This is a genomic window from Halomonas sp. DP5N14-9 (assembly GCF_019802175.1).
GTDB lineage: Bacteria > Pseudomonadota > Gammaproteobacteria > Pseudomonadales > Halomonadaceae > Halomonas > Halomonas litopenaei.
Genome location: NZ_JAHVHR010000024.1, coordinates 320,698 through 333,932, shown reverse-complemented (window position 1 = coordinate 333,932; position 13,235 = coordinate 320,698). Strand labels below are relative to the sequence as shown.

Sequence of the window (13,235 nt, the reverse complement as noted above, 5' to 3'; positions counted from 1 at the left end):
CGACGTTGCGTAGCCAGCTTGGTTGGCAAAGTATTGGCTGCACTGACTGCACCGATTGGACCACAGGGAAGCCCTCATGACCCCCGTTCTCGTCTTCTGCCTGATCGCGGCGCTCGGTATCGGCGCCCAGTGGCTGGCCTGGCGCTGGAAGGTGCCGGCCATCGTCCTGCTGCTGCTGAGCGGCGTACTCATCGGCCCGGTAACCGGTGTGCTCGACCCACGCTCGGTATTCGGCGAGTTGCTCGAACCGCTGATCGCGGTCGCCGTGGCGATGATCCTGTTCGAGGGTGGCCTGACGCTGAACCTGACACGGCTGAAGGGCGCGGAGCTTGCGGTGAAGCGCCTGGTGTTCTTCGGCGGCCCGCTGGTCTGGCTGCTGGCGACCCTGTCGGGTCACTACATCGGTGGACTGACCTGGGCATCGGCCTCGGTGCTTGGCGGCATCCTGATCGTCACCGGCCCCACCGTCATCATTCCCCTGCTGCGCCAGGCCAGCCTCAAGCGGCGTCCGGGGGAAATCCTGCGCTGGGAGGCGATCCTCAATGACCCGGTGGGCGCCCTGGCGGCGGTGCTGGCCTTCGAACTCGCCATCGTTCTCAACTCCTCTCACTCGCTGTCGATGACCCTCGGCCATATGGCGCTGGGCATCGCGGTGGCGAGCGCGGTGGGACTGGCCACCGCCTGGGGCCTGATCCGCGCGATCAAGGGCGGCCATATCCCCGAGTTTCTCAAGGTGCCGGTGATCATCTTCTTCGTCATGGCCACCTACGCCCTGCCCAATGCGCTGCTGCATGAAAGCGGCCTGCTGGCGGTCACCGTGATGGGCGTGGTGATCGGCAATTCGTCGCTATCGTCGCTGGACGAGATCCGCCGCTTCAAGGAGAACATCACCGTACTGCTGGTCTCCGGGGTATTCATCCTGCTGGCCGCTCAGGTGGACCTGGGCACCCTGGCCACCCTGACGACCCGCGAGATCCTGTTCGTCGCGGTGGTACTGCTGCTGGTCCGCCCGCTGGCAGTCTTCATATCGTTGATCAAGGTCGACCTGCCCTTCGGCGAGAAGCTGATGGTCGGCTGGATCGGTCCACGCGGGGTGGTCGCGGTGGCCATCGCCGGTCTGTTCGGCGCGCGCCTGGTCGACATCGGCATCGAGGACGCCGCCCTGCTGTCGCCATTGGCCTTTGCCATCGTCGCCGTCACGGTGCTGCTGCACGGCTTCTCGCTGCAGCCCCTGGCCCGTCGCTTCAATCTTCAGTCCACCGATACCAAGGGGCTGTTGATCATCGGCGCCAACCCCTTCACGGTCGCCCTTGCCGAGGCCATCCAGTCCACCGGGCGCCCGGTGCTGATCGCCGATCGCAACTACAACCATCTACGCCAGGTCAGAGGCCGCGACATTCCCACCTACTACGGCGAGGTACTCACCGAGGAGGCCGAACTGACGCTGGAGTTCAGCCGCTTCGACAGCATGGTGGCGCTGACCGACAACGACGACTACAACGCCCTGCTGTGCATGCACTATGCCCCCGAATTCGGCCACCATCAGGTGTACCGCTTCGCCCCGGGGGGCGGTGCCGGTGGCGATCATCTCGAGCAGACCCTGGGCGGGCGCTTCTTCGCCAAGGAACTCGACTTCGAACAGGCCACCAACTACATCCGCGAGGGCTGGTGCGTCCGTCTGACGCGCCTCAGCGAGAGCTATTCGTTCGAGGACTATCGACGCGACAACCCCGACGCCCGGGTGATCTCGACCTACAGCGAGGATGGCGAAGTACGCGTCATGCACAAGGATGAAAGCTTCGATGCTGGTGACGGCGAGACCCTGCTCGCCCTGGTGCCCGACGACACCCATCAGGACAAGGCAGAGCGCCACGCCAGACGCCAGGAGCAACAACCAGCGGCTGGGGCTGGGGCTGGGGCAGAATCAGGCGCGACGAGTGTCAGCGAAGACGACGGCGACTCCCGCGACAACACGACTCCCGGACGCGAGCCGCCCGAGCAGGGCTGATCCGGCGAGGTATCGTGGCGGGTGCGGAACTTGTGTAGCCTGGGAAGGCCTAACGCCAGGCGAGCCTTTTCCACGGCTCCCTTCATATGACAAGGAGATGTTTCATGAACGCCAGCTGGATCCCTGTTGCCGCCTTCACTGCGCTGTTCACCGCCCTGGCCGGCTGTGCCGGCGGCAGTGGCCATGATGACAGCGCCGACGCCGCAGCCTCGCCCTCCGCCGACTACATCTGCCAGGATGGCAGCCAGTTCACCATCGTCTTCGACAGTCAGGACAGCGCCGAGGTACAGATGCACGGCGACAGCTTCCCGCTCGAACGCCAGCCCGCCGCCTCTGGCATGCACTACGCCTCGGAAAACGGCCAGCACGTCTTCCGTGGCAAGGGCAACGAGGCCACCTGGACCATCGGCCGGCGCATGCCGGTGCAGTGCGAAGTCAGCAGCTGACGCCCGCGCTATTCCCGGACGCTCTCCGCAGTCAACCGACAAACGCATTTCCGCCGCCTGCTTTCCGCAAGGAAAGTCGGCGGCATTCGCCAGACATTTCTCCAGCGGCACAACGACCAAGCCGCAGCAGGAGGCAAGATGGCACGCTACTTCAACGACCCCACCCTACCCAACCCCGAGTTTCCGGGCTCCCATCTGGTCATGGACGAACACTACGTCCATCTGTCGGGGCTGACCGCCGCCGATATCCAGGGCAGTGACGCCATTCTCGGTGACGCCGCCGAAGAAACTCGCTGGATCCTCAGGCGACTGTCTCACCTGCTCGAGCAGGCGGATTGCACCCTGGCCGACACCGTGCGTGTTCAAGTGCACCTCACCGACCTGTCGCTGCAACAGGCGGTGGATGATGTCTATTCTGAGTGGTTCGAGGCTGCGCGCTATCCGGCGCGTACCTGCACCATGTCGCCACAGCTGCATGGCGGCGCCGCAGTGGAGATCACCCTGACCGCCCGTCGGCCCGAGGGGGCATCGCCAGATGAGCCCGGCTAGGGCTGAGTCTTGTCGACCAAGCCTTAGGCGCTGTCCGAAAAGTCGACGAGCGAAGGTTAGACAAGGCAAAAATCGGTGAGAAAGCGCAGTTTACGGTGTGTAAATGAGCATTTTGACCGGGCTGGCGCACCAGCCGATTTTTAACGCCGTATTACCGAGCGCAGGCACTTTTCAGACAAGCCCTAAGCTCCGATCGCGCCAGGCTGAATGGTTCAGGCCAGGATCATCACCACGCAGGCCGCGGTGAGCGCCCCCATCACCCCATTGAACACCCGCCAGGATCGGTCGCTCTTCAACAGGCGGCCGATGGCGGTGCCAAACCCTGCCCACAGAGCGATGCAGGGCAGCCCCACCAGTTCCGCCACGCCCGCCAGCAACAGGGCGTTGACCCAGGGGTTGCCGCCGTCCGGCAGGAACCCCGCCATCAACGCGATACCCATGACCCACGCCTTGGGGTTGGCGAACTGGAACGCCGCCGCCTGCACGAAGGACAGCGGGCGGGCATCGCCTACCCGCAGGTCCGGCGGCGGGGCCGTCGCGATCTTCCAGGCCAGGTACAAGAGGTACAGGCTGCCGACCAGCTTGAGTCCGCCCTGCACCACCGGATAGCGCTCGAACACCACCCCGAGCCCGAGCGCGATCGAGGCGAACAGCACAAAACAGCCGCCCAGGATGCCGAACAGGTGTGGCAGGGTACGCAGGAAGCCGTAGTTGGCGCCGGAGGCGGTCAGCATCACGTTGTTGGGACCCGGCGTGATGGTCATGGACACCATGAACAGCGCTGCCGGAAGCAGAAAGGCGAGCTGACTAGCGGTCTCTTCCATGATTGTACCCCTACAATTTTTGCATTATGGTGTGAAACAAGGTGAATTAACCCCGGTTTTTAAAGCATACTCAGGCAACAATTGCCGTCAAAGAGTTTATTGTCACCATGACAATCTGGACTCCCTCCCTCGAATTCGACTCCCGCTCGGCCCGCTATCGTCAGATCGCCTCGGCCATCGGCGAGGCCATCGACCAGGGCCAGCTCGCCGCCGGCGATCGACTGCCCCCGCAACGGGCCCTGGCCGACGCGCTGGGCGTCACCGTGGGCACCATCACCCGCGCCTACAGCGAAGCCCAGCAACGGGGCTGGGTATCGTCCCGGGTCGGCAGTGGCACCTACGTCCATGACGCCGCCGCCGGCAACAGCCCCTTCGATGTACACGTCGCAGCCGACTCCGATGGCGTGGTCGACATGAGCCTGAGCTTTGCTCCGCCGCACCCCTGGCGTCATCAGTGTCTGCAGCAGGCCCTGGCGGAGGTGACCGAGGACCCGGCCTGCCTTGCCATGGTCGCCGCCTACCAGCCCGACATCGGCACCCGGCAGCACAGAGAGGCGCTGTCACGTTGGCTTGAGGATCTCGGCTTTCCCCTGCACGAGGTGCTGGCGATCACCCAGGGCGGCCAGCACGGCATCGACCTGTGCCTGAGAGCCCTGACCCGCCCCGGCGACAGCGTGGCCGCCGACGCCCTCACCTATCCAGGGTTCAACGCCGCCACCCGCCACGCTCACCTCAAGCCGATGGCGGTACCCCTGGACGACGACGGCATGGACATCGATGCACTGGCACGCCTGTGCCAGCGCCAGGTGCCCCGCCTGGTCTACCTGACCCCGGACCAGAACAACCCCACCAGCGCGGTGCTTTCGCCGCAGCGCAGGGAACAGCTCGCCGCCCTGGCGCGTCGACATGACTTCTGGCTGATCGAGGACGCCGTCCAGTACCTGCCGCGGGAGGATCGCGGTGTGTCTCTGCTGGAACTGGCGCCGGAACGCACGCTGCAGGTATTCAGCACCTCCAAGGTGCTTTCCGGTGGCCTCAGGGTCGGCACGCTGCAGATGCCGGCCACCCTGCGCGAGCGCATCGGCAGCCTGCTGCGGGCGCAGTCTTGGATGTGTCCGCCGCTGATGACCGAGGTGGCGCGGCGCTGGATCGCCTCGCCCCGCTACCCCGAACTGCTGGCCTGGCAGACCGCAGAGCTGGCCGCTCGGCAGCGTCTGGCACGGGCAAGCTTCGAGGCCCTGACGCCCCGCCATCTCACCCACGGCGCCAACTTCTGGCTACCGCTGCCCGAGGGCCGTCGGGCCAGCGAGGTACAGGCCCTGCTGAAGAGCGAAGGCGTGCTGGTGGCAACGCCTGAACCCTTCTGTACCGGCAGCGAGCCGGCGCCCCAGGCCATTCGCCTGTGCGTGGGCGCCCCCGACAGCCGCGAGTCCCTGCAACAGGCCCTCGCCACCGTGCGACGTGTGCTGGAACAGGGGGACACCAGCCCCTGGGCAACACTGTAGCGACGGTTTGACACCTGCCTGAATTCGCTGACGCTGTGAACCAGGTCCAGACGTCCATCGAGCCATCCCTGCACTAGCCGACCCAGTCGCTGCCCCCGATCATGTCAGCGGCGAAATCTGTATATAAGATCGGGCACAGTCTGTGACACACATCGTCACTCCCCCCTGGCGATTCCTGCCTGCCGTTCGACGATAGCCGCCTTGACGCCGCGCCATTGCCCTGCTGTTAATGTATATACATTAAAGTTTTCCCATCATGTTCGGCCACGTCTCGGGAGCTCGCCACCATGCATCGACTCGTCATCACCCCAGGCCAACTCACCCTCCAGGACATGCGCCGGCTCCTCACGTCACCGACAGTGGTGTCTCTGGAGCCCTCGGCATACGCCGCCATCGACGCCTCGGTGGCGACGGTGGCTGGCGTCATGGACGAGGGACGCACCGCCTACGGGGTCAACACCGGCTTCGGCCTGCTGGCCCAGACCCGCATCGAGCGCGAACGCCTGGAGGACCTGCAGCGCTCGCTGGTGCTATCCCACGCCACCGGCGTCGGTGAACGCCTGGACGACGGGCTGGTAAGGCTGATCATGACGCTGAAGGTGGCAAGCCTGGCACGCGGCTACTCCGGCATTCGCGGCGAAGTCCTCGACGCCCTGATCACCCTGATCAACACCGAGGTCTGGCCGGTGATCCCCGCCAAGGGCTCGGTAGGTGCCTCGGGCGACCTCGCGCCACTGGCCCATATGAGTCTGGTACTGCTGGGCGAGGGCCAGGCACGCCACCGTGGCGAGACCCTCTCGGGACGGGACGCCCTGAACGTGGCTGGCCTGTCGCCCCTGACCCTGGCACCCAAGGAGGGATTGGCGCTGCTCAATGGCACCCAGGTCTCCACCGCGCTGGCGCTGCGCGGTCTGTTCGAGGCCGAAGATCTGTTTGCCAGCGCCACCGTGTGCGGCGCCCTTAGCGTCGAGGCGAGCCTGGCCTCGCGGGTTCCCTTCGACGCCCGCATCCACGAACTGCGCGGCCAACCCGGGCAGATCGACGTTGCCAGGGCCTATCGTAACCTGCTCGAGGACACCAGCGAGGTGGGGGCCTCCCACGCCGACTGTGACCGCGTCCAGGACCCCTACTCGCTGCGCTGCCAGCCTCAGGTCATGGGCGCGGTGCTCGACCAGATCCGCCACGCGGCCAGGGTGCTCGAGATCGAGGCCAACGCCGTCACCGACAACCCGCTGGTGTTCGCCGACAACGGCGACATCCTCTCGGGCGGCAACTTTCACGCCGAGCCGGTTGCCCTTGTGGCCGATAATCTGGCGCTGGCGCTGGCGGAGATCGGGGCCCTGTCGGAGCGACGCATCTCGCTGATGATGGACACCCACATGTCCCGGCTTCCCCCCTTCCTGGTGGAAAACGGCGGCGTGAATTCCGGTTTCATGATTGCCCAGGTGTCAGCCGCCGCGCTGGCCAGCGAGAACAAGGCTCTGGCCCACCCTCACAGCGTCGACAGCCTGCCTACCTCGGCCAATCAGGAGGACCATGTGTCCATGGCGCCGGCGGCGGGACGGCGACTCAAGGAGATGGCGGCCAATGTTCGCGGCGTGCTGGCCATCGAATGGCTGGCAAGTTGCCAGGGCCTCGACATGCGCGAGGGGCTCGCCTCGACACCTTTGCTGGAGCAGGCCCGTCAGCGACTGCGTCGCCGGGTGACCCACTATGACCACGATCGTTACTTCGCACCGGACATCGAGGCCGCCACACGTCTGCTGGACGAAGGCGCATTGTGTGACCTCGTTCTCGACGATCTTCTGCCCAGCCGCGCGCCCTGACTCGACAGGCTTCGCTGGTTCGGACTAAACCGAAAGGATCAATGAACTCAGCCCCAGGTGCCACAAACCCGCCACCAGCGAGAGTCAGCCGATGAATCATGACAAGATGGCCGCCAGACCACACGTCGAGCAACAGAGGCCGCTCCCCCACGCCTTCGTCATCCTCTTCTTTCTCGCCCTGCTGGCGGCCATCGTCACCTGGTTCGTCCCCAGCGGAAGCTTCGAACGCATCACCAACGCCGACGGGCGCTCGGTCATCGTCGCCGGCACCTACCAGGCCATCGACTCCCCGGGCATCGGTCCCTTCGAGTTCTTCAACGCCTTCTTCGAAGGGATGAAGAGCGGCTCGTCGATCATCTTCTTTCTGGTCATCGTCGGCGGTACCTTCGGGGTCCTGAGGCGCTCCCGCGCCATCGAAGGGCTGGTCCACTTCCTGCTGGTGAAGCTCAAGGGCCGCGAGATCCTGATCATCCCGCTGATGATGACCTTCTTCGCCCTGTGTTCCGGTACCTACGGCATGATCGAGGGCAGCATCGTCTACATCTTCATCCTGCTGCCGCTGGCGCGACGTATCGGCTACGACGCCGTGGTCGCCGCCGCTATCCCGTTGATCGGCACCGCCATCGGATACACCGGCTCCTTTCTCAACCCCTTCAACGTCGGCGTCGCCCAGAGCATCGCCGAATTGCCGCTGTTTTCCGGCATGGGCTACCGCTTCGTCTGCTGGCTTGCGTTCGTCGCCCTGAGCATCGGCTACGTGATGTTCTACGCCCGTCGCGTGCAGGCAAGGCCAGAGCGCAGTGTGGTCTACGGCCTGGCCCCGCCCGATGAAGAAGGACCGGGCGATCACGTCGACCTGACCCCTCGCCACCTGCTGATCCTCGGCGCCTTCGCCCTGGCCCTGGTGGCGATCATCGCCGGGGTCAGTGCCTTCGGCTGGTACCTCAAGGAGATGGCCGGCGTCTTCCTGCTGCTGGGTATCGTCACCGGACTGCTCGCCGGTATGCGAGCCAACACCATCGCCGGGGCCTTTTCCACCGGCTGCAAGGACATGATGGACGGCGCCCTGGCGGTGGGCCTGGCCTTCACCATCGTGGTCATCGTGCAACACAGCGAGATCATCGACACCATCATCCATTCGCTTTCCACGCTGATCGGCGACACCTCGGCGTCGGCCGCAGCACTGGGCATGTTCGCCATGCAAAGCGCGATGAACTTCATCGTCACCTCGGGCAGCGGCCAGGCGGCGCTGACCATGCCCATCATGACGCCCATCGCGGACCTCGCAGAGGTCCACCGCCAGGTCGCGGTGCTGGCCTTCCAGTTTGGCGACGGCATCTCCAATGCCTTTACTCCTACCGCCGGCTGGTTGATGGCGGGACTCACCATCGCCGGCATTCCCTGGAGCCGCTGGATGCGTTTCATGCTGCCGCTGATCGCCCTGCTCTATGCCCTCGGCGCTGTGCTCATCCTGCTGGCGACCCTGGTGGTCTGGCCCCTCGCCTGACGGTCTGCACTCACGGAGCCTCGTCTTGACCAGCAACACGCTACCCTTGAGCCTTGCGATGATCGAACGCCTGGTGGCCTTCGACACCACCAGTCATCGCTCCAACCTTGAACTGATCAACGACGTCGCCGGCTGGCTCGAGGCGCGTGGGGCAGCGGTGACCCTGCTCTACAACGACAGCGGCGACAAGGCCAACCTGATCGCCGAATTCGGCCCCCGCGATGCCCCGGCCCTGCTGGTTTCCGGCCACACCGACGTGGTGCCGGCGAGCCACGCGGACTGGCGCGTCACCGCCCCGTTCACGCCGAAACGCCACGCTGAACGCCTGTACGGTCGCGGTACGGCGGACATGAAGGGATTCATCGGCGTGGCCCTGACCAAACTGGCCGCCTGGCAGGCAGAGCACTCGCGTCACTCGGTGTTGCTGGCGCTGTCCTTCGACGAAGAGGTCGGGTGCCTGGGTGCCCCGCTGATGCTGCCGTTTCTCGAGGCCCACAAGGAACGCCTGCGGGGCATCATCGTCGGCGAGCCCACCGCGATGCGCATCGCCAACGCCCACAAGGGCCACGTCGGCATGCGCGCCACCATCGAGGGTGTGGGAGGCCACTCGGGCTACCCGGGGCGAGGCGTCAACGCCATCGATGTCGGCGCGGGCGTGGTTGCGCAGATCCGCCAACTGGCACGGGAAAAGCGCCTGATGTCGCTCACCGATCAGCGCTTCGATCCCCCCTACTCCACGGTCCACGTCGGGCTGATCGAGGGTGGCAGCGCGCTGAATCAGATCCCCGAGCACTGCCGCATCGACTTCGAGATGCGCCCGCTGCCCGGGCAGCCCGCCATGGAAATCCTCGAGCGCCTGCGCAAGGACTTTCCCAGCGGCCTGGATCGCGACCTGATCGGCCTCGGCCGTCGCGCCAGACTGACCCTGGAATGCCGCGGCCAGTACCCACCGCTGGACGAACGCCGCCAAGGCTACCTGTCATGGATCGCCGAGCTGGCCGAATGCAGCGTCGAGCCGTTGGCGCTCGGCTTCGGCTGCGAGGCCGGGCTGTTCGCCCAGCTGGGCGTCCCCACCGTGATCTGCGGCCCCGGGAGCATCCATCAGGCCCATCAGCCAGACGAGTTCATCGCCTTCGATCAGATCGCGAAGTGCGAGGGCTTCTTCGACCGGCTGTTGTCACAGCTGTCCTTTCCTCTTCCTGACTTCCACCGCCTGGAGGCCCCATGAACCTGCGCATCCATCCCGACACCATGGTCAGCGACGAAGACGTCGCCGCCTTCCAGCGCGACGGCGCCATCTGTCTACGCGGCATCTTCTGCCCTCAGGAGCTGAAGCGACTGTCGGAGGGCATCGAGGACAACCTGCGCGATCCCAGCCCCCGGGCCAAGGTCGCCAGTCGACCCGATGACCCAGGCTGGTTCTTCGAGGACTTCTGCAACTGGCAGACCAACGAAGCGTATCGGGGTTTCATCTTCGACTCGCCGCTGGGGCTTATCGGGCAACGCCTGATGGGCTCACGCCAGGTACGCCTCTACCACGACCATCTACTGGTCAAGGAACCGGGCACGCGCCAGCGTACCCCCTGGCACCAGGACCAGCCCTACTACAACGTGGAAGGCAGTCAGAACGTCAGCATGTGGCTACCGGTGGATCCGGTATCCCGGCCGGCCACCCTGGAGTTTGTGGCCGGGTCCCACAAGGGGCCCTGGCTGATGCCGCGGACCTTCATGGACCACCAGGCCAGCTGGTTCCCCGAGGGCAGTCTGGCCGAGCTGCCTGACATCGAGGCCCAGCGTGAGCGCTACACCATCCTTGGCTGGGCGCTGGAACCCGGCGACGCCGTATTCTTCAACATGCTGACCCTGCACGCCTCGGGCGGCGTCAGTGGCCCTCATCGCCGTCGCGCTTTCTCGGTGCGCCTGCTGGGTGACGACATGGTCCACGCACCGCGGGCCTGGACCACCTCGCCGCCCTTTCCCGGCCTCGCCGACGAACTGCCCGCGGGCAGCCCCATGGAGCACCCGCTGTTTCCGCTGCTGGCAGGATGAGCCTGCCCGCCGGGGCACAGGCACACGACGCCGTCGTCGACCAGCGCGGGAGACGTTCGGTCGCGCCACAGACGTCACTCCACCGGGAAGGCGAACGCCAGCGCGATCCGGTTCCAGGCGTTGATGGAGACCACCAGCGCCGTCACGTTGACCTGCTCTTCGGGGGTGAATTCCGCGGCCAGGCGGGTGTAGTCGCCGCCGCCGATCTCCTGGCCGCTGACCAGCGTCAGCGCCTCGGTCCAGGCCAGCGCTGCCTGTTCACGGCGACTGAAGAGCTGGGTCTCTCGCCACGCCGACAGAACATCCAGACGCGACTGCTGCTCACCGTCCTCGCGTGCTTCCTGGCTGTGCATGCGCAGACAGAAGGCGCAACCGTTCAGCTGGGAGGCGCGCAGCTTGATCAGGTGCACCAGCTCAGACTCGATGCCCGCCTCGGCCACGGCACGCTCGAGTTCCACCAGGGACTTGGCCAGCATCGGCTGGTGGCGAAAGACGTCGGCCCGGGTCAGACGTTGATCTTTCATTCGGGACTCCTCACAGGACGGGAAAGGAGGTAGTCTTTGCGCGTTTGAATTCCTTACCGCTGGCCGCCTGATGGCGCCTGTCTGCCCCGAGCGATGGCCCTGCTGCCCAGGGGCTTTCCTGCGCAGGGGCCTTGCCGTGCCATGGCCTCCAGCGTCAACGCCGACAATGAGACCGTCCTAGATGTGGTTCCAGAGCACCCTTCGCCTCGCTGCCCGCCCCCGGGGCTTTCACCTGATCACCGATGAGGTCGTTCAGGCACTGCCGGACCTGCCGAGCATGCGCATCGGCCTGCTCCACGTCTTCATCCAGCACACCTCGGCATCGCTGACCATCAACGAAGACGCCGATCCCACGGTACGTGGCGACTTCGAGCGTCACTTCAATGTGATGGTGCCGGAGGACGCACCCTACTACCGCCACACCCAGGAAGGCAGCGACGACATGCCGGCCCACCTCAAGGCCAGCCTGCTGGGGCCCTCACTCAGCATTCCCGTCACCGAAGGGCGCCTGGCGATGGGCACCTGGCAGGGTATCTATCTGTGCGAGCACCGCGACCACGGCGGGCCTCGCCAGCTTGTGCTGACCTTGAACGGCGAGCGCACCCGCTGGCGCCCGGAACAGGCGATGCCCGACCCCTACCGCCGTCGCAACTAAGTCACCCTGCTGTCGCCATCAGCGGGTACCGCATGCGCAGCAACGGCTGCGAACCCTGCACGGCTGTCGCCGGTCATCCTCGCTGCTGCCTCTGCTCCTTCCTTGCCTTCTCGGCTTGCCTGGCCCGGTTCAGGACTTCGCCAGGCGTCGGTAATCCGGTTGTTCGTTGCAGCGCCACAGATACCAGGACGCCACCGAGCGCCAGGGCCTGCAGGGTTCGCACAGCTCGCGGGTCTCCCTTGGCGTCGGCATGCGTTCCCAGCCGAACAGGTAGCGCGCGCCGTCGCGGATGCCCAAGTCATCCACCGGCAGGATATCGGGACGTCCAAGGGTGTTGATCAGCATCATCTCGACGGTCCAGCGGCCGATACCCTTGATGGCGGTGAAACGCTTGATCAGCTCCTCGTCCTCCATCTCGGCGGCCTGTTCGCGGTTGGGGATTCGACCGTCCAGTGCCGCCTCGGCGAGGCCCTGGAGGGTCGCCTGCTTGCGTGCCGAGAAGCCACAGGCTCGGAGCTCCTCCGAGGAGAGCTCGGACAGTTGCCGGGGACTGGGGAAATCCTGCCCCGGGAACAGCGCCGTCAGACGGCCGACAATCGCCGCCGCCGCCTTGCCATGGAGCTGCTGATAGGCCACCGCCCTGGACAACGACTCGTAGGGGCTTCGATCGAGGGCGGTGGTCAGGCCGCAGTCGCCCACCCGATCGATCAGCCCCGCCCAACCGTCATCCAACTGGCGCAGATGGGCCTGGGCAGGACCCAGGTGTACGGCGATATCGTGTACTTGCATAGAGGTTCCTTGTCGTCTGGGCGCTCGCTTGAACCGAGCGACACACGCCTTTGGTTTCAGACCTTTGTCGTAGACAAGCCAGGCGCCTGTCAATCCTCGCCCACGCGCTTCAAAAAAAGCGACATCCGGGATGTACCCGCACCGCGACCCGCGTATACTTTGTTGCACTGCGAAACGCCGATATAGCCGACTCGCGTCTCACGCGTCGAAGGCCTGGACGCCTGGCTTCAGCGCCTCCGAGCATGACGCCGCAGATGCTGACCGCCGGGACATCCGTATCCAGCGTACAGGCGCTATTCGCAAGCCCAATTTGCAAGACCTGTTCGCAAGCCCTATCCGCTCCCCCTGGTCCAACCGGCCAGGGCGTAGCACACCACGCTCAGGACCGAACTCCCGCGATGGACACGTCACAATCGCCTCCCCCGTCACACCAGCGCCTGACCTCCTCAGGCGATGCGACGGGCCGAGCCGATGTGCCTGCTGCTGCCCCCCTTTTACGGCCTCGAGCCAGCGCTCGAGCCGACACGACTCACCCATCCTACCTAGAGGCCTC

Annotated in this window: 12 protein-coding genes; 9 read left to right on the top strand and 3 right to left on the bottom strand. The window is 65.6% G+C overall.

The window, feature by feature from the left end; translation table 11 throughout:
* The first annotated feature begins 76 nt into the window (after positions 1-76).
* From KUW00_RS14480 to KUW00_RS14470, 3 genes are all read left to right on the top strand, one after another.
* Positions 77-2,008 (top strand): cation:proton antiporter, encoded by a 1,932-nt coding sequence (locus KUW00_RS14480; RefSeq protein WP_222569386.1) that lies wholly within the window; start codon positions 77-79, stop codon positions 2,006-2,008.
* 104 nt (positions 2,009-2,112) lie between these two features.
* The gene (locus KUW00_RS14475) at positions 2,113-2,454 is read left to right on the top strand and encodes an MliC family protein (RefSeq protein WP_108447738.1); all 342 of its coding nucleotides are present in this window, start codon (positions 2,113-2,115) and stop codon (positions 2,452-2,454) included.
* 138 nt (positions 2,455-2,592) lie between these two features.
* Positions 2,593-3,003, top strand: coding sequence for a RidA family protein (locus KUW00_RS14470; protein WP_222569385.1), 411 nt, complete (start codon positions 2,593-2,595; stop codon positions 3,001-3,003).
* 212 nt (positions 3,004-3,215) lie between these two features.
* Here KUW00_RS14470 and KUW00_RS14465 read toward each other — a convergent pair whose 3' ends face one another.
* Positions 3,216-3,827 carry a LysE family translocator gene (locus tag KUW00_RS14465; protein ID WP_045994283.1) on the bottom strand — a complete coding sequence of 204 codons (612 nt, stop codon included), beginning with the start codon at positions 3,825-3,827 and terminating at the stop codon, positions 3,216-3,218.
* A gap of 107 nt (positions 3,828-3,934) precedes the next feature.
* On the opposite strand from KUW00_RS14465, the gene KUW00_RS14460 reads away from it, so the two are divergent.
* From KUW00_RS14460 to KUW00_RS14440, 5 genes are all read left to right on the top strand, one after another.
* On the top strand, positions 3,935-5,332 hold the full coding sequence (locus tag KUW00_RS14460; protein WP_222569384.1) for a PLP-dependent aminotransferase family protein: 1,398 nt from the start codon (positions 3,935-3,937) through the stop codon (positions 5,330-5,332).
* Between the two features lie 287 nt (positions 5,333-5,619).
* A complete protein-coding gene (gene hutH, locus KUW00_RS14455) occupies positions 5,620-7,158 on the top strand; it encodes a histidine ammonia-lyase (RefSeq protein WP_222569383.1) in 1,539 nt (512 codons plus the stop codon).
* Between the two features lie 91 nt (positions 7,159-7,249).
* Positions 7,250-8,665, top strand: coding sequence for a YfcC family protein (locus KUW00_RS14450; protein ID WP_052704477.1), 1,416 nt, complete (start codon positions 7,250-7,252; stop codon positions 8,663-8,665).
* Positions 8,666-8,690: 25 nt separating this feature from the next.
* Positions 8,691-9,893, top strand: coding sequence for an acetylornithine deacetylase (gene argE, locus KUW00_RS14445; RefSeq protein WP_222569382.1), 1,203 nt, complete (start codon positions 8,691-8,693; stop codon positions 9,891-9,893).
* Positions 9,890-10,714, top strand: coding sequence for a phytanoyl-CoA dioxygenase family protein (locus KUW00_RS14440; protein ID WP_222569381.1), 825 nt, complete (start codon positions 9,890-9,892; stop codon positions 10,712-10,714). The genes argE and KUW00_RS14440 overlap by 4 nt, the downstream gene beginning before the upstream one ends.
* A 74-nt stretch (positions 10,715-10,788) precedes the next feature.
* Here the strand turns inward: KUW00_RS14440 and KUW00_RS14435 are convergent, their stop codons facing one another.
* Entirely contained in the window at positions 10,789-11,238 is a 450-nt protein-coding gene (locus KUW00_RS14435) for a carboxymuconolactone decarboxylase family protein (RefSeq protein ID WP_108447732.1), read from the bottom strand.
* Between the two features lie 181 nt (positions 11,239-11,419).
* Here KUW00_RS14435 and KUW00_RS14430 point away from each other — a divergent pair, with 181 nt between their 5' ends.
* Entirely contained in the window at positions 11,420-11,893 is a 474-nt protein-coding gene (locus KUW00_RS14430; RefSeq protein WP_108132735.1) for a secondary thiamine-phosphate synthase enzyme YjbQ, read from the top strand.
* Between the two features lie 129 nt (positions 11,894-12,022).
* Here the strand turns inward: KUW00_RS14430 and KUW00_RS14425 are convergent, their stop codons facing one another.
* Entirely contained in the window at positions 12,023-12,682 is a 660-nt protein-coding gene (locus KUW00_RS14425) for a DNA-3-methyladenine glycosylase family protein (protein WP_108132734.1), read from the bottom strand.
* Positions 12,683-13,235: the final 553 nt, after the last annotated feature.